This is a genomic window from Ruegeria sp. S84 (genome assembly GCF_056583445.1).
Map to the genome: position 1 here is coordinate 3,660,222 of NZ_CM152618.1, position 21,974 is coordinate 3,682,195.

Genomic DNA, 21,974 nt, shown 5'->3' on the forward strand with positions numbered 1-21,974 from the left:
AAGACGGCGGAGTGCAGGAGTTACATCGCTATATGGTACGCGAGATAAATTGCCGCAGGTCGGCTTCGAGCCTGAAGCTGATCTCCTTAAGCACAAAGCTACCAACCTTGCTACAACACGTTTCTGTCTTCGTCTAATTGCCGCCTTGCACCTGGTATTGTAGTCTGCGGACTTTCCCTGGAGGCATGTTAAAAACCCGTTTGAATGCTTTGTTAAAAGAAGGTTCAGATAGGTACCCTATCTCAGCCACGATTTGCGAGATTGGTTGATCGGTAGCAATTAATCGTTCCCGCGCCAGATGCATTCGCCAAGTTGCGAGGTATTGTATTGCCGGCACACCGACGAGCTCGGTAAACCGTGCGGAAAATGCCGATCTGGACATACCTGCAACCTGTGCAAGAGACTCGACTGTCCAGTTTGCTGCGGGTGCGCGATGAATGGAAACAATGGTGCGGCCAATCTGTTGGTCTCTGGCGGCTTTCAGCCAACCTCGATTGGCGTCGGGCGCACTGTTCAACCATCGGCGAATAGCCTCGATGACAACCACATCGGCCAAGCGTGTAATCACTGTTTCACCGCCCGGTCGTAATTCACGCGCCTCTCTTGCAATGAATTGCAAAGTTGCTTGTAGCCAGCTCCCTGCATCCTCTTCCCACGGATCGATTTTCAGCACGTCGGGAAGCAAGGCCATCAACATGCCGCTGGCCGCGTGATCTATCCTGACGAGCCCGTACATGATTCCGGTCTCGGCTCCACCGCCGCCGTGCTCTAGTGTTTCGTAGAGCTCGGTCACCTTGCGTATGGGCAGTTCTTCCAGTTTCAAAAGTGGGGTGTCTTTTGAGCTGGAGAACCCAACTGGCGCGCCATTTGTCATCAGAACCAAGTCGCCTTTCTCGACTTCAAACGGCACATCTTCTCCGACCCTCATAAAGCAACGCCCGTGCGTAATGACCGCAAAGCTCAGTATTTCGGGGAAACCCGGTATAGAAACGCCCCAAGGCGCAGACATGCGCGACTGGCAATAGAATGTACCCGTCAGTTTCAGAAGATGAAGAATTTCCCCGAGCGGATCACCGATTGGCTGCGCCATTGCATGGGGGTCGGGAATATGGGGGTTGATCTGGCTCACTGCACCAGACTGTTCGATATCTCCCCAATTGTCCACAATTTTTGGATGAATGGATAAAAAGTCAGGACAATGCAGACTTCTTCGTCCTTCGTGCTTACCTATTTTGGGGTCATCGACTGATTTTACGGAGATGACCGATGACACAGCAAACCATTCTGGTACTTGGCGCAACAGGTAAAACCGGATCACGTATCGTGACGCGCCTTGAAGACAGGGGCCATGCAGTTCGGCGTGGATCGCGGAATAGCAAAACCCCATTTGATTGGGAAAAACCGCAGACATGGCCCGCAATCCTGGACGGTGTTTCTGCCGCCTATATTTCCTATTTTCCTGACATCGCCTTTCCGGGCGCGGTCGAGCAAGTTGCGGCCTTTTCGGCATTGGCTCGAGAAAAAGGACTGCAGCGACTTGTGCTGTTAACAGGTCGCGGAGAATTTCATGCCGAACGTGCCGAAGGGGTTGTTCGGAACTCCGGTGTGCCCTTTACGATCGTCCGTGCGGCGTGGTTTGCGCAAAACTACTCTGAAGGTGCATTGCTGGAGCCGGTAATGGCCGGTGTGTTGCCCATGCCCGCAGGTGACGTGCGTGAACCGATTATCGACGTGGACGACATTGCCGACGTTGCCGTCGCCGCCTTGACCGAGGAAGGACACACTGGCGAGCTGTATGAAGTTACAGGGCCGCGTCTCATGACATTTGCCGAAATGGCTGCCGAACTTTCACGCGCAATGGGCAGAACCGTGCAATATGTGCCGATTTCGTTTGAAGACTTCCATGCGGAAATCATCAACGCGAGCGGAGAGATGATTGCTGACGTGATTACTGACATAGCGAGGGAAACACTTGATGGTCGCAATGCGAACACTGCGGACGGTGTTCAACGTGCCTTGGGGAGAGCTCCGCGCGATTTCTCTGATTTTGCTGATGAAGCCGCAAAGTCTGGCGCTTGGACACAAGCTGCATGAGTCGGTCTGACGACAAAGGAACACAATCATGACGTTTGACGTAAAACGCAGGCTTGTCCTGGGGTTGGCGGGTCTTGTTGCAGCCACCCTGGGGCTGATCATCACGCTGGCCCCACTGGCCTTTTACTCTAGCTACGGCATTGATATTTCGCCGCAGCCGAACTTGATGAGCGAATTGCGCGCACCTGCTGCCAATCTGGCTGCACTTGGCCTGATCATCCTGTCGGGAGCGCTATACCAAAAGATGGCCCAGACATCAGCTTGGCTTGGAGCCGCCGTGTTCTTCGCCTTTGCCGCGGGGCGCGTGGTCAGCATTATGCTTGATGGACGACCATCGGACAGCATCCTTTCTGCTCTTGGGATAGAGATGGTACTTGGACTGATGTGTTTGTGGGCCGCGAGCAAAGGGCGGCTAACGAAAGCTGGCATGCACCTCATGTCGTCGCGTAAACTTCGGATTTGAGACACAGTGAAAGCTGCCTGAGTGCATTTGGCCATTCACCGATACAGAGTGGGTGGCCAAAATATCTGAGTGACTCCGCGAAATACTGAATGGCTGGCGCTACCGATTGTGAGTTATGACATTAAAACCTTCTTCGGGTGATGGTGCCTCGAAATACCTCGCTAAACGCCAATATTGATCTTCCGTTGCTGCAAAGGCATGCGCACCTTCACTGTTGCGCTTGTGCAGCCGGCGCAGACAAACCTCATCCGGCAAGTCCAAATAGTGAAGCTGGTGCGTCGCAGCAGTTTCTTCCAGCAGCTTGCGCATCCAGGCTCTGTTTTCAATTGTGTTCGCCGGAAAGTCGAGAATGACAGAAACCCCGGCCTTCAGCAACGATGCGATGTGCCGCCCCATGACCGGCCGCAATTTCAAAGCGCAATTTACATAATCCTGCAGGGAGTTCATCTGGTCGCCGAATAGGACGCTAAGCCATTCATCTTCCGAAATGAGCACCGCCCCGCCGCTATTCGCAAGTTTCGCCGCCAGACTTGATTTTCCTGAGGCGACTTTACCACAAAGCAAGTGAAGCGTTGGTTGGACCTGTGACATAGGGTGAACTCCCGGACTACCTAATGGCCCCTGTGCTCAGTTGATCTGCAAGTTGATCAAACACCAACCTGATCCTTCGCGCAGTATGTAATTCCGAGTGCGTCGCCAGCCAAATCGGGAACTTAAACGGCTCTCGGTCGGGTAGCACGCGCTCCACACCTGGTGTCAAGGCAGCCACGTCATCCGACATTACACTGATGCCAAACCCTTGGCGCACCAGCTCCCAGGATACAATTCCGCTTTGCGAGCCAATCCGGAAACTCTTTCGAGTGACCTTAACGCCCGCCGGATCGAGAAAACCGATCATCGTGTCAATGTCGCCAAACCCCACGAAATCCAACTTTGCGAGCTCGTTTTCATTTTTCGGCCTTCCCAACTGATCAAGGTACGCAGGTGCTGCGTAAAAATGTGCCGTCGCCTCGGCAACAAGCTTTGCGGTCAGATCTGGTTGCGTCGGGCGTACATGTCGGATGGCGATATCAGCCTCACGTCTCTGTATGTCTCGTAAGTCATTGGCAGCAACGACGTCGATCTCAAGACGCGGTGCTGCCAGTCGGATCTTTTTCAGTATAGGCGGCAGCTGATAGGCAGACATCACATCTGACGCGGTGATCCTGACTTGCCCTTCGACAGTTTGCGACTGGCTTGTAGCAGTAAGGGAGATCCTGTGCGCGACATCCGCCATTTCTCTGACATGCAACAAAAGCTCGGCGCCAGCGGTCGTTAGACTAAGCGATTTACCAACTCTTTCAAACAGGGTGATCCCAAGCGCCAATTCCAGTGCCACAACCTGACGACCGACAGTAGGTTGAGTTTGCTCGAGAACGCGCGCCGCTGCGGAAAACGAGCCTTCTTCAGCCGTCGCAAGAAAGGTCCGTACCTGATTCCAGTCGAAATTGATGGCATTCCAGTTCATGCATTTATGCATAACACTTCTGCGAATTATGGCAATTTAGTAAATGTGTGTATGGATGTATGGGATGCGACAACAAACTTGAAAGAGAGTAATAAAATGGCTGCTTTGTCCAAAGATGCCGCGTTCTGGAGCAGAATCTCGCGAAAGTATGCGGCGGACCCAATCCGGAACATGGAAGGGTATCTGAACACACTCGAACGTACGAAGTCGCACCTAAAAGCAGAAGACAGTGTACTGGAAATCGGTTGCGGGACGGGTTCAACCGCGCTGTTGCTTGCACCGCATGTCAACCATATCACCGCCTCGGATCTCGCTCCGGGCATGATCGAGATTGCCAACGAGAAGCGTGCTAAAGAAGGATTGGAGAATGTCACTTTCAAGGTGGCCGAAGTTCTCGAGCACGATCCTGTTGAAGGTGGTTACGATGCGGTTCTGGCGCATAACCTGCTTCATCTCCTGCCTGATTTGGATCAAGCGCTAGAGCATATTGCCAAATTGACAAAATCCGGTGGGGTTTTCATATCCAAAACGGTGTGTGCGCCTGAGAATGGTGGGTTCAAGTATGCGATGATCAGTCGTGTCGCGATCCCTATCATGCAGTTTTTTGGGAAAGCCCCGTTTGTGAATTTCGTGTCTATGTCGATGCTTGATAGGAAAATTGAGCGCGCAGGCTTCAATATCCTGTATACTTCCGATCAAGCCTCGATGTTCCAGAGCCGTTATATTGTTGCGCAAAAAAACTTGAAGCAACCCTTCTCGCATCTTCGTTGCTAGGGGGATCTCTACGTCGTAAAGTCTACCACCTGTCAGACTCGAATGTACGAATGTATTTAGAGTTTGTTTCCAATTCACAAAAGCTACTGTGAGTGGCAGATTTATCCGCACAACCGACCATGGGAAGCGCTTTGATCTCGCTCGCGCAGCGAATGGCGGTTTCGGTGGAGCTGCACCGCAGCACTATCTGGCAAGATGAACGGCCGCCATTGGCCGAACCAAGAGTTTTCTAGCCCTTTTAGAATGCCCTTGAGGCGTATACGAAAAACATAAGGTGGCTGTGATGATTTTTTGAGTTTTCTCGGTCGGCCTGAATAATCAACGATCAGCTTTTCGCTCTCAAGCAGACGTAGCGCTGGTTCCCAGCGGATATTAGATGCTCAGGCTACTCTGATGACTACTTGGGTCTCGTCAACTTAATCCTGTTGAACGGTGGTCAGCTCATGGAACCCTCGGGCCTCTTGGTCATCGAGGCACCACTGGTGTTCCCGATTGCGATCGAGCTGGGTATCGATCCAATCCATCTGGGCGTCATCATGCTGGTCAAAATGGAGATCGGGATAATCACGCCTCCGATCGGGTTGAATCTCTTTTTTACCTCGGGCGTTGCCGGAATGCCGATGATGAGCGTAGTCAAAGCAGCCCTTCCGTTCCCGGCCATGCTGTTCGCCGTACTGATCATCGTTACCTATATTCCGTTCCTGTCTACATTCCTGCCCAATACGTTCATGGCACCGGAAATCATAACCCTGTGAAGCGGGATGCGGTGGTGGCATGTATCGTCGGCGTATTTTATTAGGAAAGTAGGATTTGTGTGACGATTGTGGTGATCCAGCGGTGCGACAATGCCAGAATTCTCGTTTAACAGAACGGCCATCACTCAACCTTAGATCGCTTCGCACAACACCGTTTCAGCGACGTTTGGTTTGCTATGGCGCTGCCAGTCATACTATGGTTGCGAATACTTGCCATTTGATGGGCTGGTTACTGATAGCTGGTATACGCAACAAGCGGGTCAAGGAAAGCGTTTTGCTTATGAATTTTGTCTATAATATGGTGGTGAATTTCTTTTTCAGTCAGCCAGTAATCAAAACCAAAATATTAAATCCAGACAAATGCGAAAATGACGTTCGTGTGTTCGGCTTCTCCATACGGCTTTGGGCATCGATGCCTTGGCTTCTTCGTCTCTGGGACTAATTCGCTTCCGAAATTCTTAAACCTCCGCCTTTCACAAGCAGATCCACAATTGCGTCGACCCCGCTTCTGTGACGAAGTGACGAAAACAAGAAGGGCCTTCCTTTACGCATCATTTTCGCATCACGTTCCATAACCTGCAGCGAAGCGCCAACATGCGGTGCAAGGTCGGTCTTGTTGATTACAAGGATGTCTGATTTCGTAATCGCCGGCCCGCCTTTCCTGGGTATTTCTTCGCCTGCAGCGACATCGATCACGTAGATGGTCAGATCCGCCAGTTCCGGGCTGAATGTGGCTGATAGATTGTCGCCTCCGCTTTCAATCAAAACAATATCGAGATCCGGATGACGTGTCTGCATCTCGGCGACGGCGGCCAAATTGATCGAGGCGTCTTCGCGAATTGCTGTATGCGGGCAACCGCCAGTTTCGACGCCGATGATCCTGTCCCGCGGCAGGACCTGCATGCGCATCAGCGCTTCGGCATCTTCCTGCGTATATATGTCGTTAGTAATAACTCCCACCGAACAGACATCGCGCAGCGCTTCAGACAAGGCGGCGGTCAAAGTGGTTTTTCCGGCTCCTACTGGGCCTCCAATACCTACGCGAAGCGGGCCGTTCATACTGGTCATGTGCGGAAAATCCTCGAATATTGTGTTTCGTGCTTCATGGCCGCAATGTCCCCCAAGAACGCGGTAGAGCTTAACTCATCCAGGCTCGCCTTTTTTGCCCTTTCAGCAATCTGGGCGCACAACGGTGTCAGCTGGCGGATCAACCGCTGCGCATCGGTCTGTCCCAGTGGTACAAGGCGCGTCGCACAGGCGACAAGGTTGCTTGCGAATGCTTGCAGAAACATCTTGGTCGTCAGCAGCAAGGGAAGGTTTTGAAGTCTTGCAGCCCGTCCAATTGAGACGGGGTAGGTGAATTGCCCAAGGTCCAATTCCCAGACACCTTTGGTGACATTTCCGAAGGCCTGTCCCAGCAATTCGGTTTCCATGAGCCTTTCGGATGTTGCACAAAAGGCGCGCGCCGCGATATCGACGTTGATCAGTTCTTCTTTGTCATGCGCGTTGAAGGCCGCCACAACGAACACGGCATCATTCCACCCAGAGCCATGTTCCAGCACATCTGAAATCCAGGCTTCAGTATCCCGAGAATTCGCGACAGTTCCCCCGTCAATCGCAGCTTCAAGCCCGTGAGAGTAGGCAAACCCCCCAACAGGATAGGCAGGGGACAACCATTGTGTCAGCGTCAGGATGTCGGCGTCAGTGGGTGTGGCCATGGGTCCTGCCGTGGCCATAGGCCCCGCCTTCGGGGGTGAATGGTTCATTCACCTCTCGCACTTTTGCTCCGATTTTAAGAAGCATATCACGGATGACGTGATCGACTTGGATCAACAGGCGAGTCTTTTCAATCTGACAAGGCGTGTGCCGATTGCCGATATGCCAGGCGATACGTGTCAGGTCCGGTGCTTTTACCTCCAGCAACACTTCCGGTGCTGCCTGTATTTCCACTTCGCGACCGTCGTCCAAAACCAACGCGCCACCGTGGTTCAGTGAGGTCGTTTGCGCGAGATCGATGAGAATCTGTTCGCCGCTTTCGCAGGTAAGAACCTTACGCCGCAAAAAACGGTTGTCGTAGGTCAACGAGAGACAGTCTGCCGGATCGCCATGCGTGTGATCCGAATACTGGCGCGCAGTGCAGAGCAGGGCGGTCATACCATCACCTCCTCTGCAGCGGGAATATTCAGAGCCAGATTGAGTCCGAGAACACTCGGTGCACGATCCGTTCGCGCGTCAGACCGCGGTTTTTCAACTCTTCGTCGCTGAGCGATTGCAGGAATTCGACTTGCCGGACGCGAGATTGAGCTTCGGCTACGCTGATCAGGGCCGAGTAAATTGACGACCCGATGGATACGATTAAACCGGCCAGCGAAAAGCGCGTGTTTGTATGTGTTGCTGAGTGTGCCATTTGGACCCTCGTAAACGTTGGTCCTCCCATGGGTTTTTATATCTGTCATATTGGCCTCACTTAGAAGTGCGTATTTGGTCATTGCTGCCTTGCACGCGCCGCAACGCAGCACATTTTTTGATCAGAATAAAAAATATCGTTGCGCCATCGGCAGCGTTTCGGCGGGTTGGCAAGTCAGCAATTCGCCATCCGCACGCACCTCGTAGGTTTCCGGGTCGACCTCGACATGCGGTGTCGCGTTGTTCAGCAGAAGATCCTGCTTGCCAATTTCTCGTGTGTTTTGGACGGCGACGGTTTGCTTTGCCAATCCCAGTGTATCACCGATCCCATCCGCATGGGCCGCCTGCGAGACAAATGTGATCGCCGAGTTTTCCACTGACCGTCCGTAAGCGCCAAACATCGGCCGACTATAAACCGGCTGCGGTGTAGGGATCGACGCGTTGGGATCGCCCATTTGCGCGCAGGCTATGGTGCCGCCCAGCAGAACCATCTCGGGCTTCACCCCGAAAAAGGCCGGGTTCCAAAGGACGAGGTCGGCGCGTTTGCCTTCCTCGATGCTCCCGATCTCGTGGCTGAGCCCATGGGCAATAGCAGGGTTGATCGTGTATTTGGCAATATAGCGGCGGACGCGAAAGTTGTCGTTCTCACCGGTTTCTTCGGGTAGACGTCCGCGCTGTTTTTTCATTTTGTCAGCGGTTTGCCAGGTGCGGATCAGAACTTCGCCTACGCGCCCCATGGCCTGACTGTCAGAAGCGATGATGCTGAAGGCGCCCATGTCATGCAGGATGTCCTCGGCCGCGATGGTTTCGCGCCGGATGCGGCTCTCGGCAAAGGCCACGTCCTCGGGGATGGACTTGTCGAGGTGATGACAGACCATCAGCATGTCCAGATGCTCTTCGACTGTGTTCACCGTGAAGGGTCGCGTCGGGTTGGTCGAGGACGGCAACACATGGTTCTCGCCACAGATCTTGATGATATCTGGGGCGTGGCCACCACCTGCACCCTCGGTGTGGAAGGCGTGGATTGTACGGCCTTTCATGGCCGCCACAGTGTTTTCGACAAAGCCGGATTCGTTCAGCGTATCGGTGTGGATCATCACCTGAACATCCATCGCGTCGGCCACCGACAGGCAACAGTCGATGGCAGCGGGGGTGGTGCCCCAATCCTCGTGCAGCTTCAGCGCACAGGCCCCGGCCTTAACCTGTTCTTCTAGCGCGGCAGGTAGCGAAGCGTTGCCCTTACCCGCAAAGGCCAGATTCATCGGGAAAGCATCCGCCGCCTGCAACATCCGCCCGATATGCCACGGACCGGGGGTGCAAGTGGTCGCCAAAGTGCCATGTGCCGGCCCGGTGCCACCGCCAAGCATGGTGGTCAGGCCGGAATGCAGCGCATCTTCGATCTGTTGCGGGCAGATGAAGTGAATATGACTGTCGAACCCACCTGCTGTTAAGATACGACCCTCGCCAGCAATGGCCTCGGTTCCGGGTCCTATGACGATGTCGACACCGGGTTGTGTATCGGGGTTTCCCGCCTTGCCGATCTTGGCGATCCGCCCGTCTTTCAGGCCAACGTCGGCCTTGTAGATGCCCGAGTGATCAACGATCAGAGCATTGGTGATGACCGTATCCACAGCGCCTTCGGCGCGCGTGGTCTGAGATTGCCCCATCCCGTCGCGGATTACCTTTCCGCCACCAAACTTGACCTCTTCGCCATAGCTGGTCAGATCACGTTCGACCTCAATCACAAGATCGGTGTCGGCCAACCGCAGCTTGTCCCCTGCGGTCGGGCCGAACATCGCGGCGTAGTCTGAGCGCTTGATTTTTGCTGGCATCAGAGTGCCCCCATGACCTTTTGATTGAAGCCGTAGACCCTGCGCGCACCACTGATCGGGATCAGCGAAACTTCGCGGGCCTGCCCCGGTTCGAACCGCACAGCGGTGCCTGGCGCAATGTCCAGGCGCAGGCCACGCGCGGCAGTTCGGTCAAAGTCGAGCGCCGGGTTGGTTTCGGCGAAATGGTAGTGTGAGCCGACCTGAACCGGGCGGTCGCCGGTATTGGCGACCATCAAAGTGATCGCATCAGTGTCGGGGTTCAGGGTAATTTCACCATCAGCCGGGAACAGCTCCCCGGGGATCATTTGTTCAGCTTTGTGATCAGCGCGACAGCAGCCAGCGCAACAACCGCCAGCCCAACGCCCATCGCCGCATAATCGGTGCCGTGCGCGTGGATATGCGTTCCGTTATGGGCGGCTGCCGGGCCAGCGAAGATCAGGGCGGGGAAAAGCATGCGTGTCATATTGGTTTCCTTTTTCAGCGAATGGGGTTGTGGACGGTCACCAGCTTGGTGCCATCTGGAAAGGTGGCTTCGACCTGAACTTCGTGGATCATTTCGGGCACACCTTCCATGCATTGCTCTCGAGTGATCACCTCGGCCCCGGCTTGCATCATGTCAGCAACTGAACGCCCATCGCGTGCACCTTCGACCACGGCATCGGTGATCAGGGCGATCGCCTCGGGGTGGTTCAGTTTGACGCCGCGGTCCAGGCGTTTGCGGGCGACTTCGGCGGCCATGGCGACCAACAGTTTGTCTTTTTCGCGAGGGGTCAGGTTCATGTCAAAGCATCCAGCATCGAGGCAGCGTGTCTTTGTTCAACCGACGCAAGATCGGCATCAATGTGCGACGGAGGGCAAAGCTGTTTTCGGCAAGAACACGAGCAACCAACAGGTTATTGCGGATCATAGTCGCACCTGCTGTGTCGGGCAGCATCTGACGAATGGCATTCAGATGACCTTCGGCTGACTCCGATACAAAGACGATCAACGCCATCGCACCCGCGCCGTTTGCAATATGCGGTTTGGACAGATGTTTGTGCCAATCACCCGAGTACTGGATCGCGTCAAGGAACACCTTTTTTCCTTGGTACCGTATCTCGATCCGATCGTTTAGACGGATATCGGTCAGCGTCTCGCCCATCGCAATGCGGCCGAAGACCAGCGGCTCTACCATCAGCATCTCGGCATCTGGCGCCATCTCGATTTTCAGGCGTCGCTCCAGAGCGCTGCCATTGAACAGAATAGTCTCTTGCGGCAACCAGTTCAGCCGGGCTTCAGTCTCAACAGTCAGATGATTGGTAATCTGGCCACATTCTTGCGGCTTGGCCTTGTAGGCGCGCTCGCAGGCTTGTGTTGTCAAAGTCAGCGCCGTTCCTTTTGCTGCCTTACCGGAAAGTCGAAATGAGTCGCCTCCGGTTACGCCGCCTGCCGTGTTAAGAAGAACCGCGTCAAGATCAGGTGTGTTGGTTCTGGGGAACAGACATTTATAAGACCCGGACTGGCGAAACTTGTTCAGCACCGTCCTGTCACCCAATTGCTTGGTAATCAAACTGACGGCGCCTGCAGCGCGCGGTGGAATAGCACTGTGCGTGGGCAATATGGCTGCAACGTGGGTAATAGGGCACCTTTGGAGCTTTGATTGGTGCCACTTGTTTCTCTGTTGAAGGGGCGGAACACTAATCTACAGTGTCGAAATCTGCTTAATTCGACATCGCGCGTCTAAATTTTAGACAGCGCCCCCGGTCTTGGATGAAAAAATAGGCGCATCGCGCCGATTTTCCGAATTGGGTTAAAGGTAAGTTGCCAAGCTTGCTGCGATGCAGAAACCGTATGGGTGCCACCGCGGAGATGACCCGGGGGTGTGTGACGGCTGCGCGAATTGGACCTCGAACACAACCGTCACACGGAACGCAACAACAGTTGCGGGGATCAGGTAGAAGAAGAGTGTGCCTTTGTGCAAGCCCTCTCTCCCGGCCCCGCCAGGAGGATCACATGAAATCGCTCAAATCCACACTCGCCGGATCGGCAGTATTTGCTGTCATGGCCACCGCCGCCTTGTCGACCGAAGACACGATCAAGGTTGGAGTGCTGCATTCGCTTTCCGGTACGATGGCGATCTCGGAAACGACGTTGAAAGACACCATGCTGATGCTGATTGACCAGCAAAACGCCAAGGGCGGTCTGTTGGGTAAACAGCTTGAAGCTGTCGTGGTCGACCCGGCCTCTGACTGGCCTCTGTTTGCCGAAAAAGCGCGTGAGCTGCTAACCGTCCACGAGGTGGATGTAATCTTTGGCAATTGGACTTCGGTGAGCCGCAAGTCGGTTCTGCCAGTGATCGAGGAACTAAACGGTCTTCTGTTCTATCCGGTCCAGTATGAGGGCGAAGAAAGCTCTAAAAACGTCTTTTATACCGGTGCCGCTCCGAACCAACAGGCCATCCCCGCCACGGACTATTTCCTGGAGGAACTGGGGGTCGAGAAATTCGCTCTGCTCGGCACAGACTATGTCTACCCCAGGACCACCAACAATATCTTGGAAAGCTATCTGAAGCAAAAAGGTATCGCGGAAGCAGATATCTTCGTCAATTACACGCCTTTCGGCCATTCCGACTGGTCCAAGATCGTGGCGGACGTGGTCGCGCTGGGCGCGGATGGTAAAAAAGTCGGTGTGATCTCGACCATCAATGGTGACGCCAATATTGGTTTTTACAAGGAATTGGCGGCGGCTGGTGTTTCGGCAGATGACATTCCGGTCGTGGCCTTCTCGGTCGGTGAGGAAGAACTGTCCGGTTTGGACACCACCAACCTCGTCGGTCACCTCGCCGCTTGGAACTACTTCCAGTCGGCGGATACCGAAGCCAACGCTGAATTTGTGGACACCTGGAAAGCCACCATGGGTGACGAACGTGTGACCAATGACCCGATGGAGGCGCATTACATCGGCTTCAACATGTGGGTAAACGCCGCGACCGAGGCCGGTTCGACCGAGGTCGATGCCGTGCGCGCTGCGATGTATGGGCAGGAATTCCCGAACCTGACCGGAGGCACCGCTGTGATGCTGCCGAACCATCACCTCGCGAAACCGGTTCTGATCGGTGAAATTCAGGAAGACGGTCAGTTCGATATCATCAGCGAAACCGACGTCGTGCCGGGTGACGCCTGGACCGACTTCCTGCCGGAGTCGGCTGTGCTCGTCTCCGATTGGAAAGAGCTGGGTTGCGGTATGTACAACACCGAGACCAAGACCTGCGTTCAGACCCTGTCGAACTACTAACCGACACGCAAGGCGGGTTTGTTTGCCCGCCTTGCTAAAATAAAGACATTCGGGTTTCACCACATGGTACGACTTTTCCTTGCGGGCCTCGCAATCCTGTGCGCCTGCCTGACTGCCAACGCTCAAGAGGTCGGTCTACAACCGATCCTGCAAGAGCATCAGGAGATCATCGCCAAAAGCTCGCGCAAGACGATCAAACCGGCGATTGATGCGATTGCATCAAGCGGCTTGCCTCAGGCGCAAGTGATGCTTGAGACATGGGCAGCCAAGAACATGTGGATGCGCAAGTCGGACGGTCTGTTCTTTTCTGGCCAGAAAGGAGAGGGGCGGTCGTATGAATTGACCGACTTCGATACCGGAGAAGTCGTCGGTACATTTGAGAAATCCGAGCTTAGGCAGCTGAAGCCCAACAGCGGTATCCGCGCGATGATCGGGACCGCTCTGGTCCAGTTTCAATTGACCGATCCGGATCGCGCAAAACGTCTGGCCGCATTGCAATCCATCCAACGTGATCCCGAAAGTGCACTCTTGGAGCCACTTCGCGCTTCGATAGGGGATGAACCCGAAGCAGAGTTGAAGGCGCAAAAGCAGCGGCTGGAACGGTTGCTGACGATTGGTTTTGACGAAGATACCGCAGCCCGCGTGGCGGCGATCAAAGAAATGTCCGGCGATCTGGGCGTAGACGTTCGTGCGGCTCTGAACCCGTTGCTCGTCACTGCCCGCCAAGCCGCTACCGAATTGCCCCAGGACCTGAACGTCGCCGTTATTCTTGAAGCGGGCTCAGACGCCTTAACGTCTGACGAAGCATATGACTTGCTCGTTGCAGGAAACCTGGCCGCACCGCGTGTTTCGGCGGAAGATATCAGATCGGCACTGGCGGCCAATATAGAAGGTGGTCGTGTAGGTGGTACTCCCGTCGCACAGCTGAATTCAGATGCAATGCGCGCGCGTGCGTATAACTCTCTGGCAGAGGCGGGGACTGTGCCAGCCTTGGTCACGAAGGCGGATGTCAACGCCGCAGTTAACACGCATGTATTCTTCGAAACCTACAGTGAGCCATCTGCCGAGGTCACTGAAGCAGCAGAGAAAGCCCTGCAACAGATCGAACTGAAGGTCGGCCTGAACCAAACACTCGACCTGACGCTGGACGCGATCTCACTGGCGTCGATCTATTTCCTCGCCGCCATCGGTCTGGCCATCACCTTCGGCGTGATGGGCGTGATCAACATGGCCCATGGCGAGTTCATCATGATGGGTGCTTATACCGGCTACGTGGTGCAGCAGATTATCCCTGATCATACGCTTTCGATCATGGTTGCTATTCCAATGGCTTTTGCTGTCACCTTCGCGATGGGCGTCGCTATGGAGCGGTTGGTGATCCGCTGGCTTTACGCTCGCCCATTGGAGACGTTGCTGGCGACGTTCGGCATCTCAATTGCCCTACAGCAACTGGCCAAGAATATCTTTGGCACGCAGGCGCGCCCGCTGACTGCTCCCGGTTGGTTGGATGGTTCGTGGATGCTGAATGACGTGGTTTCAATCAGCTACATCCGCATTGCGATCTTCGTTCTGGCGCTGATTTTTCTGGGGCTTTTCCTCTACATCATCAAACGGACGAGGCTAGGGCTTGAGATGCGTGCAGTAACGCAGAACTCGCGCATGGCGGCGTCAATGGGGATTAATCCCGGGCGAGTGAATATGCTGACCTTTGGGCTTGGCTCCGGCATTGCCGGCATCGCCGGGGTCGCGATTGGCCTATTCGCCAAGGTCACGTCCGATCTGGGCAGCGACTATATCGTGCAAAGTTTCATGACAGTGGTTGTGGGTGGTGTTGGTAACATCTGGGGCGCGCTTGCAGGTGCGGGCATGATCGGCTTCCTGCAGAAGGGGATCGAGTGGATGAACCCGTCGAACACCCTCGCGGCCCAAACCTACATGATCATCTTCATCATCATTTTCATCCAGTTTCGGCCGCGGGGCATTATCGCCCTCAAGGGTCGCGCGGCGGGGGATTGAGCCATGGAACGCAGCTTTATCGCCAAGAACCCATCCGTGCTGGTCTTTCTTGCCATCCTGTCCCTGTTCACCCTGAGCGTAACCATCCTGTCCGAGGGATTCGGGATCGGTGTAATCTCGACCAGTTTCGTCAAAACGCTGGGCAAAACCCTGTGCCTTTGCCTGATCGCAGTGGCGATGGATCTGGTCTGGGGCTTCACCGGCATCCTGTCACTGGGTCACTTCGCCTTCTTCGGGCTGGGGGGCTACATGATCGGCATGTGGCTGATGTACGAACGCACCCGCCTGATTGTGGTCGACTCGCTGGCACAGGCCGAAATTCCACCGACGTCGTCCGAAGTGGTGGACGCGATTGGAACACAAGTCTTTGGCGTTGTCGGATCGTCGGAGTTTCCGTTGATCTGGGCGTTCTCCCACAGCCTGACCCTGCAACTGATCCTGGTTGTACTGGTCCCGGGTCTGTTGGCGCTGGTCTTCGGATGGTTGGCTTTCCGGAGCCGTGTCACCGGTGTATACCTATCGATCCTGACACAGGCGATGACGTTGGCACTGGCCCTGTATCTGTTTCAGAACGACAGCGGGCTGCGTGGGAACAACGGCTTGTCCGGCCTGCAGAACCTGCCAGGTGTCACCGCCTCGCAGGACGTGGTGTCGATCTGGTTCCTCTGGGCCTCGGCGCTGGCCTTGGGGCTGGGCTATATGCTGGCGGCGTGGATCGTGTCAGGCAAGTTCGGCTCGGTCATCCGCGGCATTCGCGATAACGAGGCACGGGTGCGCTTCCTTGGCTATTCAGTCGAGGTATTCAAGCTGGCTGTCTTCACCCTGACTGCTTGTATCGCAGCCATTGCTGGCGCGCTTTATTACCCGCAAGCTGGCATCATCAATCCCGAGGAGATGGCCCCCATCGCCTCGATCTATTTGGCCGTCTGGGTCGCCATCGGTGGACGAGGCCGCTTGTATGGTGCGGTAATTGGTGCAGCTTTTGTAAGCCTTCTGAGCACGTGGTTCACGGGTGGGCAGGCCCCCGATATTCCGCTTGGGTTTTACACGATCAAATGGGTCGACTGGTGGCAGGTGCTACTGGGCGTAACTTTTGTGTTGGTTACGTTGTTCGCTCCGCAGGGCATCGGAGGATTGTTCGACTTGTGGACCGACAGCCGCCACCCGGATAGGCATGGGGCAAATCTGGGACCGGATGACGGCGCCCTGCGCGAGAAGGAGGCCATCGAATGAGCACTTTGCTTGAGGTTAGCGGCGTTTCGGTCACTTTCGATGGTTTCCGAGCTATCAACAACTTGTCTTTTCAGATCGGCGAGGCAGAGCTTCGCGCCGTGATCGGCCCGAACGGGGCAGGCAAGACCACATTCATGGACATCATTACAGGTAAAACCCGGCCCGATGAAGGACGTGTCATCTGGGGGGAGAAATCGGTATCTTTGTTGGGGCTGTCCGAGGCAAAGATCGCGCAGGCTGGGATCGGAAGGAAGTTTCAGAAACCCACGGTTTTCGAAGACCAGACCGTGCAGGAAAACTTGCTGATGGCGCTTCAGAACAAACGTGGCTGGCTTCACGTGCTTTTCTATCGAACCTCCACTGAAGATTTGCAAAAAGTTGAAGATCTGGCTGTCGAAATCGGCCTGTATCAGAATCTAAGCCGCAAAGCTGGTGAACTGAGCCACGGTCAAAAGCAGTGGCTGGAAATTGGCATGCTGCTGGCTCAGGAGCCACGACTTTTGCTCGTGGACGAACCTGCCGCTGGCATGACACCGCAGGAGCGCGAACACACCACCGACTTGCTGGTACAAGCCGCCAGAACCCGTGCCGTTGTCGTGGTGGAACACGATATGGAATTTGTCCGACGCCTGAATTGCAAAGTCACCGTTTTACACGAAGGGTCCGCCTTGGCTGAAGGCAGTCTTGATCACGTGACATCTAACCAGGACGTCATCGACGTATATCTAGGGCGCTAAACAATGCTGAAGCTAACAGATCTGACTTTGCATTATGGGCATTCGCAAATCCTCAACGGGATTTCCATGGAAGCCAGACAAGGTGAAGTGACTTGCGTGATGGGGACCAATGGTGTCGGGAAAACCAGCCTGATGAAAGCAATATCAGGTACGCATCCGCGATCGGGCGGCAGTCTGGAACTGGACGGGGAAATTCTGAGCGTCCTGCCTGCTCATCAAATGGCGTGGAAAGGTGTGGCCTATGTCCCACAAGGTCGTGAGATATTTCCTTTGCTCACAGTTCGCGAAAATCTTGAAACGGGGTATGCCTGTCTGCCTGCCAGCGAACATTTCATTCCAGGTGATATATTTGATATGTTCCCGGTCCTCAAACAGATGCAAAACCGTCGCGGAGGTGACCTTTCTGGCGGTCAGCAGCAACAGCTGGCGATCGCACGGGCATTGATAACACGACCAGGCCTGCTTCTGTTGGACGAGCCGACCGAAGGTATTCAGCCCAACATCATCCAACAGATAGGCGAAGTCATCCGACACCTCAGAACCACGAGAGGAATGGCAATCATTCTGGTGGAGCAATACTTTGACTTTGCCTATGAACTTGCCGACAGATTTATCGCGTTGCGACGAGGAGAAGTCATAATCAACGGCACAAGGGAAGACGTGACACGCGATGAGTTGCTGCAGGCTGTAACAGTCTAGTGCTGATACTTGAAATTGGTTTCGGAACTGAAGGATGAAATCCAAAATTTTGCTTAGTCTAAGCCCAGGAAATAGTTTGTTCCTCTGAACACGTTCGATTGAAACTGTATTTTCTTCTGAAACCCGTCGTTCGGTGTCTCCTGCGTAGAAGAGCAAGTGCTTTTGATCAGATGACGGACTTCACATCGCGCTTAAGTGCGACATGGACGCTTTCCCAACTTGCACTGCAATTAGGGCACCTGACTGATAACTACTATAGAGGATCCGGCTACAGCGGTCCTCAGGGTCTGAGTGCAGGATTTTATGCGCGAAAACTATCCGCTGCAGGCCGGCGCAAGAATGGTTAGTGCTGAAATCACAGCGCCCAAATTGATCACGCTTGAACGGGTACGGGAGTTGCATGGGGTCGGCGAGGTTCGGGTGCGAGGTATTCTCGCCCATCTTCGTGGTCAAAACGCGAGCGACCTGTCAAACATGAACGATGTCAGCCATGAGAATCTGGCTGCCGTGCTCGACTTCTGGTCTGGCTTGCAGCATATCAAATCCACTGCAGTCCAGCTGAATATCCATCCGGTCTCGGTTAAGGCACTGATCCGGCATAACGTTCTGGAATCCTATCGTTTTGGAACGTCTCTGCGCTATGTGCCTTCATCCTGGGTACAAACCCTGCTGACTGGGCTTGAAGGCCTACGCATTGCATCCGTCATAGGTTGCTTCTCTCGGAGTACAGCCGACAAAGCAAGGTGGCCCTGGCTCGCCTTGTCGCCGATTGGGCAGCAGGTCGACTGACCAGCGTTTGGCGAGACCCGGACATGGATGGGTTGGCTGGATTTCTGATCGACTGCGATGAGATCTTGGAAAAATCGGAGCGCGTGTTCTCCGGCGATCTGTCGCTTACGGATGAGGCGGCACGCATGAGTATTAGTGTTAGGTCAATCCGGCTATTGCGGGAAGTTGGATACCTTAAGCAGATAGAACTGCGAAACCCGGACATGCAGCACTACCGTTGCTACATCACTGAAGAGAGTATTCAGGCTTTTGAAAAATACTATGTAACGATGGGCCGAATTGCGCGGCAGTTTGAGATAGCAGCGGTCCATTTGGGTCCGACACTGAACCGAAGGGAAATTCAGACGATCACCTGTGAAGCCGGTTTTGTTCGGGTGTACCCGAAAGAGACACTAGATGTTGTTCGGAAACTGACGATGGGGGGAAAGCGTCAAACCAAGCTGAGTGTCTCAACGACTGTTTGAACCAATAAATGCAGGAGGCTGAGCAAAGTTGATGCTCCTTCGCACATGCTCATCAATAATAGTGGTGGGGTTCGCGATCATCGGGCCCGACAAGGTTTTCTGGATCAGCGTTTTTCAGGATGCTACGAGTCGGCGCATTGGATTTGCGTCTAGTCGGTCGCGTGTGAAAAACGATTTCGTGACGGTGGGACCACTTGCCGAGCCACCAGATTTCATCCGGGTCTTTTTTTGAGACGAGGCTCAAACACAGGTGTGATCAGTGCCCGCCACCTACTGGCTTTGAAAACACACTTAGAACTTCAGTCGGATGATCGTGCGTTTGCCACAATTGTTATTTTCTTCCGGCCACAATCCGATCCAAGATTAACGCGCAGAACAAGATTGCCAAACCGGCCAGAATTCCTTGTCCCGCCGCTGCGTATTGCAGTGCCTCTAGTACGTCCTCGCCCAAACCCTTGGCTCCGATCAGCGAGGCGACTACAACCATTGCCAGAGACATCAGGATAGTCTGGTTCACACCTGCCATGATGGTCTTGTGCGCCAAGGGCAGGTCTACCCGCCATAGCAGATAACGAGGCGTTGCTCCAAAAGCCAAAGCGGCTTCCCGCACGGTTTCAGGGACTTGCTGCAGGCCAAGTACGGTAAAGCGGATTACCGGAGGGCTACCGAAAATCATGGTTGCAACTACGCCCGCAGGCTTTCCAGATCCAATAAAAGCCACCACCGGGATCAGGTAGACGAAGGAGGGCATTGACTGCATGAAATCTAGAATGGGCCGTACGATGGCAAAAGCACGTGGGCGACGGGCGCAATAGATACCCAATGGAATGCCCAGCGTGATCGAAATCAGCGCCGCGGCGCCCAACAGGGCGATTGTAGTCATCGCCTTTTCCCAAAAATCCAGCAGGCCTAGATAGGCCAGCGCGGCTCCGGTGAAGATCGCCACACGGGGACCAGCCGACAGGTAAGCCAGCATGATGATCACCAAAGCTACGACCGGCCAGGGGGTATCGACCAGCACAACCTCGATCCAGTCCAGCAGGGTGCGCATCCCATAGGTCAGCCCATCAAAGAAGCCGCGCCCGGCAGTCTTGGTCCACTCGAACACCGCTTGCACACCATCGCCTACGTTCAGACGCCAGTCCCGGTTGGTTGGGAAGGTCTTGAGCACAGCCACCGCGTCCGGTTGTGCAAATTTGATCATAGACAGGATCACCACCACAGCGGTCAACGCCGTCGCCACAATCAGCCGAGAGATAGACCAGCCGTGGGCTACACTTGGGTCTGAACGCCAGCGCGCGAATTGACCTTCAAGCGTCCAGTTGGCCAGCGAAGCAGCTAAAAACTTGACTGCCAGCAGAAGGGCGATCCCAATGATCAGATACGTGACACCGGTAGAGTCCGCTGTGCGTGCGGCCTCCTGCGCGCCAGCCAGAGCTCCTTCAAGTGATTCCGCCGCGCGTTTCAACGACTCCAACGTGGTCGACCCGGATTGCTCCGCAGCTGCAATCTGCTGTCGGCGCAGCTCCAGTGTCTGCTCGATCTGTATCGCCCGCTCGCGGAACTCGCGCCCAAGATCACCAAACAAACCCAGACCGATCTGGATGTAGGCCAGCGTTTCCAAAACCAGAAACCCAAGAAACCACGACCACAGCCCGCGTGCGCCAAACCAGATCGGCCCGAGGATTGCTGCAGCTGTGTTTAATGTAAAGCGATAGCCTGGGGCCTGCATCATATAGGCGAAGGTCTTCTGGTAATAGGCGTTCCCCTGACCGACAAAATCTCCTATTAGCCCATTCAGACGGTCGGCGGTTTCCGGTTGGATCTGTTGCGTATCAACATGTTTCATATCGTTGCCCTTACGCCTGACTGTCCTGAATTGCGCGGATCAAACCCGCACGGTTAATAACACCTACCGTCTTGCCATCTTGCGTCACAGCTACGACTCCATGTCCGTCCACGCAGAGGTTCATCAGGTCGGACAGATCCATATCTGGGTGAGCCTCTTTGGCATCCTCCGGGAGTTCGCCGTGATGCGCCTCGAACTCATCGACCGGTTTCATGACCGCATGGGCGAAGATCATATTGAGTTTCGAAATCCCCGCCACAAAGTCGGCCACATAGTCGTCAGCGGGGTTGAGTATGATCTCTTCCGGCGTGCCGATCTGCACGATGCGCCCGTCCTTCATGATCGCGATGCGGTGGCCGATGCGGATTGCTTCATCCAGGTCGTGGGTGATAAACATCGTGGTTTTGTTCAGCTTGTGACTGAGGTCCATGAACTGATCCTGCAACTGCTTGCGGATTAGCGGGTCTAGGGCCGAGAACGGCTCATCCATCAAAAGGATTTCAGGGTCTGCAGCGATCGCACGGGCCAGTCCCACTCGTTGTTGCATACCGCCTGACAGCTCATGTGCGTATTTGTCTTCCCAACCGTTCAGCTCGACCAGCTCCAGCACCCGGTCCGCCTCTTCCCAGCGGCGTGCTTTTCCGGTTCCGCGAATTTCCAGCGGCATTGCTACATTGTCGCGGACTGTGCGGTGAGGCATCAAGCCAAAGTTCTGGAACACCATCGCAACGCGCCGGTTACGCAGATCGCGCAGACCTTCATCGTTCAGGCCCATCACATCCTCGCCATCCAGATAGATATGGCCGTCAGTGGGCTCCAGCAGACGGTTCACATGACGCACAAGGGTCGATTTACCCGAACCCGACAGGCCCATGACGCAGAACAGCTCGCCCCGTTCGATCTCAAAGCTGGCATCAGCCACGCCGACAACGCAGTTGAAGCGTTCCAGCACCTCAGCCTTGCTCAGGCCCTCGCTGTGGATAGCGTTCAAAGCCTCCTGCGAGCGTGTACCGAAAACTTTCCACACGCCTTTTGCGTCGATTGCTATTTCCGCTGTCATATTGGCCCCATTGGAATTGTGTT

The 21,974-nt window shown here is 54.8% G+C and carries 24 protein-coding genes and 1 pseudogene; 11 read left to right on the forward strand and 14 right to left on the reverse strand.

Going from position 1 to position 21,974, the window contains the following annotated elements; genetic code table 11:
• Positions 1-133: 133 nt before the first annotated feature.
• Positions 134-1,300: an AraC family transcriptional regulator gene (locus AC1DFB_RS18390; protein ID WP_480921817.1), complete on the reverse strand. Its 1,167-nt coding sequence runs from the start codon at positions 1,298-1,300 to the stop codon at positions 134-136.
• Between AC1DFB_RS18390 and AC1DFB_RS18395 the strand changes: the two genes are divergently transcribed.
• A complete protein-coding gene (locus tag AC1DFB_RS18395) occupies positions 1,267-2,094 on the forward strand; it encodes an NmrA family NAD(P)-binding protein (RefSeq protein ID WP_170402603.1) in 828 nt (275 codons plus the stop codon). The two genes, AC1DFB_RS18390 and AC1DFB_RS18395, sit on opposite strands and share 34 nt — an antisense overlap.
• 28 nt (positions 2,095-2,122) lie before the next feature.
• Positions 2,123-2,557, forward strand: coding sequence for a DUF4345 domain-containing protein (locus tag AC1DFB_RS18400; RefSeq protein ID WP_170402600.1), 435 nt, complete (start codon positions 2,123-2,125; stop codon positions 2,555-2,557).
• A gap of 99 nt (positions 2,558-2,656) precedes the next feature.
• Here AC1DFB_RS18400 and AC1DFB_RS18405 read toward each other — a convergent pair whose 3' ends face one another.
• Both AC1DFB_RS18405 and AC1DFB_RS18410 read right to left on the reverse strand, forming a co-directional pair.
• The gene (locus tag AC1DFB_RS18405; RefSeq protein ID WP_170626557.1) at positions 2,657-3,148 is read right to left on the reverse strand and encodes an ATP-binding protein; all 492 of its coding nucleotides are present in this window, start codon (positions 3,146-3,148) and stop codon (positions 2,657-2,659) included.
• Between the two features lie 16 nt (positions 3,149-3,164).
• Positions 3,165-4,064, reverse strand: coding sequence for a LysR family transcriptional regulator (locus tag AC1DFB_RS18410; RefSeq protein WP_480921818.1), 900 nt, complete (start codon positions 4,062-4,064; stop codon positions 3,165-3,167).
• 51 nt (positions 4,065-4,115) lie between these two features.
• Here AC1DFB_RS18410 and AC1DFB_RS18415 point away from each other — a divergent pair, with 51 nt between their 5' ends.
• Both AC1DFB_RS18415 and AC1DFB_RS18420 read left to right on the forward strand, forming a co-directional pair.
• Entirely contained in the window at positions 4,116-4,838 is a 723-nt protein-coding gene (locus AC1DFB_RS18415; RefSeq protein ID WP_480921819.1) for a class I SAM-dependent methyltransferase, read from the forward strand.
• Between the two features lie 398 nt (positions 4,839-5,236).
• Positions 5,237-5,593 (forward strand): annotated as a pseudogene (locus AC1DFB_RS18420) (TRAP transporter large permease subunit); the annotation flags it as partial.
• A gap of 438 nt (positions 5,594-6,031) precedes the next feature.
• Here the strand turns inward: AC1DFB_RS18420 and ureG are convergent.
• The 9 genes from ureG to AC1DFB_RS18465 form a co-directional block, all read right to left on the reverse strand.
• Entirely contained in the window at positions 6,032-6,661 is a 630-nt protein-coding gene (ureG, locus tag AC1DFB_RS18425) for an urease accessory protein UreG (RefSeq protein WP_170392791.1), read from the reverse strand.
• The gene (locus AC1DFB_RS18430) at positions 6,658-7,311 is read right to left on the reverse strand and encodes an urease accessory UreF family protein (protein ID WP_170402587.1); all 654 of its coding nucleotides are present in this window, start codon (positions 7,309-7,311) and stop codon (positions 6,658-6,660) included. Before AC1DFB_RS18430 ends, ureG begins: the two co-directional genes overlap by 4 nt.
• Positions 7,295-7,747 (reverse strand): urease accessory protein UreE, encoded by a 453-nt coding sequence (gene ureE, locus AC1DFB_RS18435; protein ID WP_170402584.1) that lies wholly within the window; start codon positions 7,745-7,747, stop codon positions 7,295-7,297. The genes AC1DFB_RS18430 and ureE overlap by 17 nt, the downstream gene beginning before the upstream one ends.
• Before the next feature lie 28 nt (positions 7,748-7,775).
• Positions 7,776-8,000: a DUF1127 domain-containing protein gene (locus tag AC1DFB_RS18440; RefSeq protein ID WP_170392788.1), complete on the reverse strand. Its 225-nt coding sequence runs from the start codon at positions 7,998-8,000 to the stop codon at positions 7,776-7,778.
• Between the two features lie 121 nt (positions 8,001-8,121).
• Positions 8,122-9,831, reverse strand: coding sequence for an urease subunit alpha (gene ureC / locus AC1DFB_RS18445; protein ID WP_170636297.1), 1,710 nt, complete (start codon positions 9,829-9,831; stop codon positions 8,122-8,124).
• Positions 9,831-10,136, reverse strand: coding sequence for an urease subunit beta (locus tag AC1DFB_RS18450; RefSeq protein WP_170402578.1), 306 nt, complete (start codon positions 10,134-10,136; stop codon positions 9,831-9,833). Before AC1DFB_RS18450 ends, ureC begins: the two co-directional genes overlap by 1 nt.
• Positions 10,133-10,294 (reverse strand): peptidase M23, encoded by a 162-nt coding sequence (locus AC1DFB_RS18455; protein WP_170392785.1) that lies wholly within the window; start codon positions 10,292-10,294, stop codon positions 10,133-10,135. Before AC1DFB_RS18455 ends, AC1DFB_RS18450 begins: the two co-directional genes overlap by 4 nt.
• Before the next feature lie 14 nt (positions 10,295-10,308).
• Positions 10,309-10,611 carry an urease subunit gamma gene (locus AC1DFB_RS18460; protein ID WP_170392784.1) on the reverse strand — a complete coding sequence of 101 codons (303 nt, stop codon included), beginning with the start codon at positions 10,609-10,611 and terminating at the stop codon, positions 10,309-10,311.
• 1 nt (position 10,612) lies between these two features.
• The gene (locus tag AC1DFB_RS18465; RefSeq protein ID WP_480921820.1) at positions 10,613-11,380 is read right to left on the reverse strand and encodes an urease accessory protein UreD; all 768 of its coding nucleotides are present in this window, start codon (positions 11,378-11,380) and stop codon (positions 10,613-10,615) included.
• Positions 11,381-11,823: 443 nt separating this feature from the next.
• Between AC1DFB_RS18465 and urtA the strand changes: the two genes are divergently transcribed.
• The 7 genes from urtA to AC1DFB_RS18500 all read left to right on the forward strand — a co-directional run bounded on the left by urtA (position 11,824) and on the right by AC1DFB_RS18500 (position 19,042).
• Positions 11,824-13,104, forward strand: coding sequence for an urea ABC transporter substrate-binding protein (gene urtA, locus AC1DFB_RS18470; protein ID WP_170392782.1), 1,281 nt, complete (start codon positions 11,824-11,826; stop codon positions 13,102-13,104).
• Between the two features lie 63 nt (positions 13,105-13,167).
• Complete coding sequence (gene urtB / locus AC1DFB_RS18475) at positions 13,168-15,120, forward strand: urea ABC transporter permease subunit UrtB (protein WP_480921821.1); 1,953 nt, start codon at positions 13,168-13,170, stop codon at positions 15,118-15,120.
• A gap of 3 nt (positions 15,121-15,123) precedes the next feature.
• Positions 15,124-16,353: an urea ABC transporter permease subunit UrtC gene (gene urtC, locus AC1DFB_RS18480; RefSeq protein ID WP_170597608.1), complete on the forward strand. Its 1,230-nt coding sequence runs from the start codon at positions 15,124-15,126 to the stop codon at positions 16,351-16,353.
• Positions 16,350-17,090, forward strand: a complete 741-nt coding sequence (urtD, locus tag AC1DFB_RS18485; RefSeq protein WP_480921822.1) for an urea ABC transporter ATP-binding protein UrtD — start codon at positions 16,350-16,352, stop codon at positions 17,088-17,090. The genes urtC and urtD overlap by 4 nt, the downstream gene beginning before the upstream one ends.
• A 3-nt stretch (positions 17,091-17,093) precedes the next feature.
• Positions 17,094-17,789, forward strand: a complete 696-nt coding sequence (urtE, locus tag AC1DFB_RS18490) for an urea ABC transporter ATP-binding subunit UrtE (protein ID WP_480921823.1) — start codon at positions 17,094-17,096, stop codon at positions 17,787-17,789.
• Positions 17,790-18,092: 303 nt separating this feature from the next.
• Positions 18,093-18,578, forward strand: coding sequence for a hypothetical protein (locus tag AC1DFB_RS18495; protein WP_170402558.1), 486 nt, complete (start codon positions 18,093-18,095; stop codon positions 18,576-18,578).
• A 23-nt stretch (positions 18,579-18,601) separates the two neighbouring features.
• Positions 18,602-19,042 (forward strand): hypothetical protein, encoded by a 441-nt coding sequence (locus tag AC1DFB_RS18500; protein WP_480761523.1) that lies wholly within the window; start codon positions 18,602-18,604, stop codon positions 19,040-19,042.
• 331 nt (positions 19,043-19,373) lie between these two features.
• Here AC1DFB_RS18500 and AC1DFB_RS18505 read toward each other — a convergent pair whose 3' ends face one another.
• A complete protein-coding gene (locus AC1DFB_RS18505) occupies positions 19,374-20,891 on the reverse strand; it encodes an ABC transporter permease (RefSeq protein WP_170392769.1) in 1,518 nt (505 codons plus the stop codon).
• A gap of 10 nt (positions 20,892-20,901) precedes the next feature.
• Positions 20,902-21,951 (reverse strand): quaternary amine ABC transporter ATP-binding protein, encoded by a 1,050-nt coding sequence (locus tag AC1DFB_RS18510; RefSeq protein WP_170392768.1) that lies wholly within the window; start codon positions 21,949-21,951, stop codon positions 20,902-20,904.
• Positions 21,952-21,974 lie beyond the last annotated feature (23 nt).

Coding starts and splice junctions, on each gene's coding strand:
- AC1DFB_RS18395 (WP_170402603.1), top strand. CDS start 1,267: ATGACACAGCAAACCATTCTGGTACTTGGCGCAACAGGTAAAACCGGA.
- AC1DFB_RS18400 (WP_170402600.1), top strand. CDS start 2,123: ATGACGTTTGACGTAAAACGCAGGCTTGTCCTGGGGTTGGCGGGTCTT.
- AC1DFB_RS18405 (WP_170626557.1), bottom strand. CDS start 3,148: ATGTCACAGGTCCAACCAACGCTTCACTTGCTTTGTGGTAAAGTCGCC.
- AC1DFB_RS18410 (WP_480921818.1), bottom strand. CDS start 4,064: ATGAACTGGAATGCCATCAATTTCGACTGGAATCAGGTACGGACCTTT.
- AC1DFB_RS18415 (WP_480921819.1), top strand. CDS start 4,116: ATGGATGTATGGGATGCGACAACAAACTTGAAAGAGAGTAATAAAATG.
- ureG (WP_170392791.1), bottom strand. CDS start 6,661: ATGACCAGTATGAACGGCCCGCTTCGCGTAGGTATTGGAGGCCCAGTA.
- AC1DFB_RS18430 (WP_170402587.1), bottom strand. CDS start 7,311: ATGGCCACACCCACTGACGCCGACATCCTGACGCTGACACAATGGTTG.
- ureE (WP_170402584.1), bottom strand. CDS start 7,747: ATGACCGCCCTGCTCTGCACTGCGCGCCAGTATTCGGATCACACGCAT.
- AC1DFB_RS18440 (WP_170392788.1), bottom strand. CDS start 8,000: ATGGCACACTCAGCAACACATACAAACACGCGCTTTTCGCTGGCCGGT.
- ureC (WP_170636297.1), bottom strand. CDS start 9,831: ATGCCAGCAAAAATCAAGCGCTCAGACTACGCCGCGATGTTCGGCCCG.
- AC1DFB_RS18450 (WP_170402578.1), bottom strand. CDS start 10,136: ATGATCCCCGGGGAGCTGTTCCCGGCTGATGGTGAAATTACCCTGAAC.
- AC1DFB_RS18455 (WP_170392785.1), bottom strand. CDS start 10,294: ATGACACGCATGCTTTTCCCCGCCCTGATCTTCGCTGGCCCGGCAGCC.
- AC1DFB_RS18460 (WP_170392784.1), bottom strand. CDS start 10,611: ATGAACCTGACCCCTCGCGAAAAAGACAAACTGTTGGTCGCCATGGCC.
- urtA (WP_170392782.1), top strand. CDS start 11,824: ATGAAATCGCTCAAATCCACACTCGCCGGATCGGCAGTATTTGCTGTC.
- urtB (WP_480921821.1), top strand. CDS start 13,168: ATGGTACGACTTTTCCTTGCGGGCCTCGCAATCCTGTGCGCCTGCCTG.
- urtC (WP_170597608.1), top strand. CDS start 15,124: ATGGAACGCAGCTTTATCGCCAAGAACCCATCCGTGCTGGTCTTTCTT.
- urtD (WP_480921822.1), top strand. CDS start 16,350: ATGAGCACTTTGCTTGAGGTTAGCGGCGTTTCGGTCACTTTCGATGGT.
- urtE (WP_480921823.1), top strand. CDS start 17,094: ATGCTGAAGCTAACAGATCTGACTTTGCATTATGGGCATTCGCAAATC.
- AC1DFB_RS18495 (WP_170402558.1), top strand. CDS start 18,093: ATGCGCGAAAACTATCCGCTGCAGGCCGGCGCAAGAATGGTTAGTGCT.
- AC1DFB_RS18500 (WP_480761523.1), top strand. CDS start 18,602: ATGGATGGGTTGGCTGGATTTCTGATCGACTGCGATGAGATCTTGGAA.
- AC1DFB_RS18505 (WP_170392769.1), bottom strand. CDS start 20,891: ATGAAACATGTTGATACGCAACAGATCCAACCGGAAACCGCCGACCGT.
- AC1DFB_RS18510 (WP_170392768.1), bottom strand. CDS start 21,951: ATGACAGCGGAAATAGCAATCGACGCAAAAGGCGTGTGGAAAGTTTTC.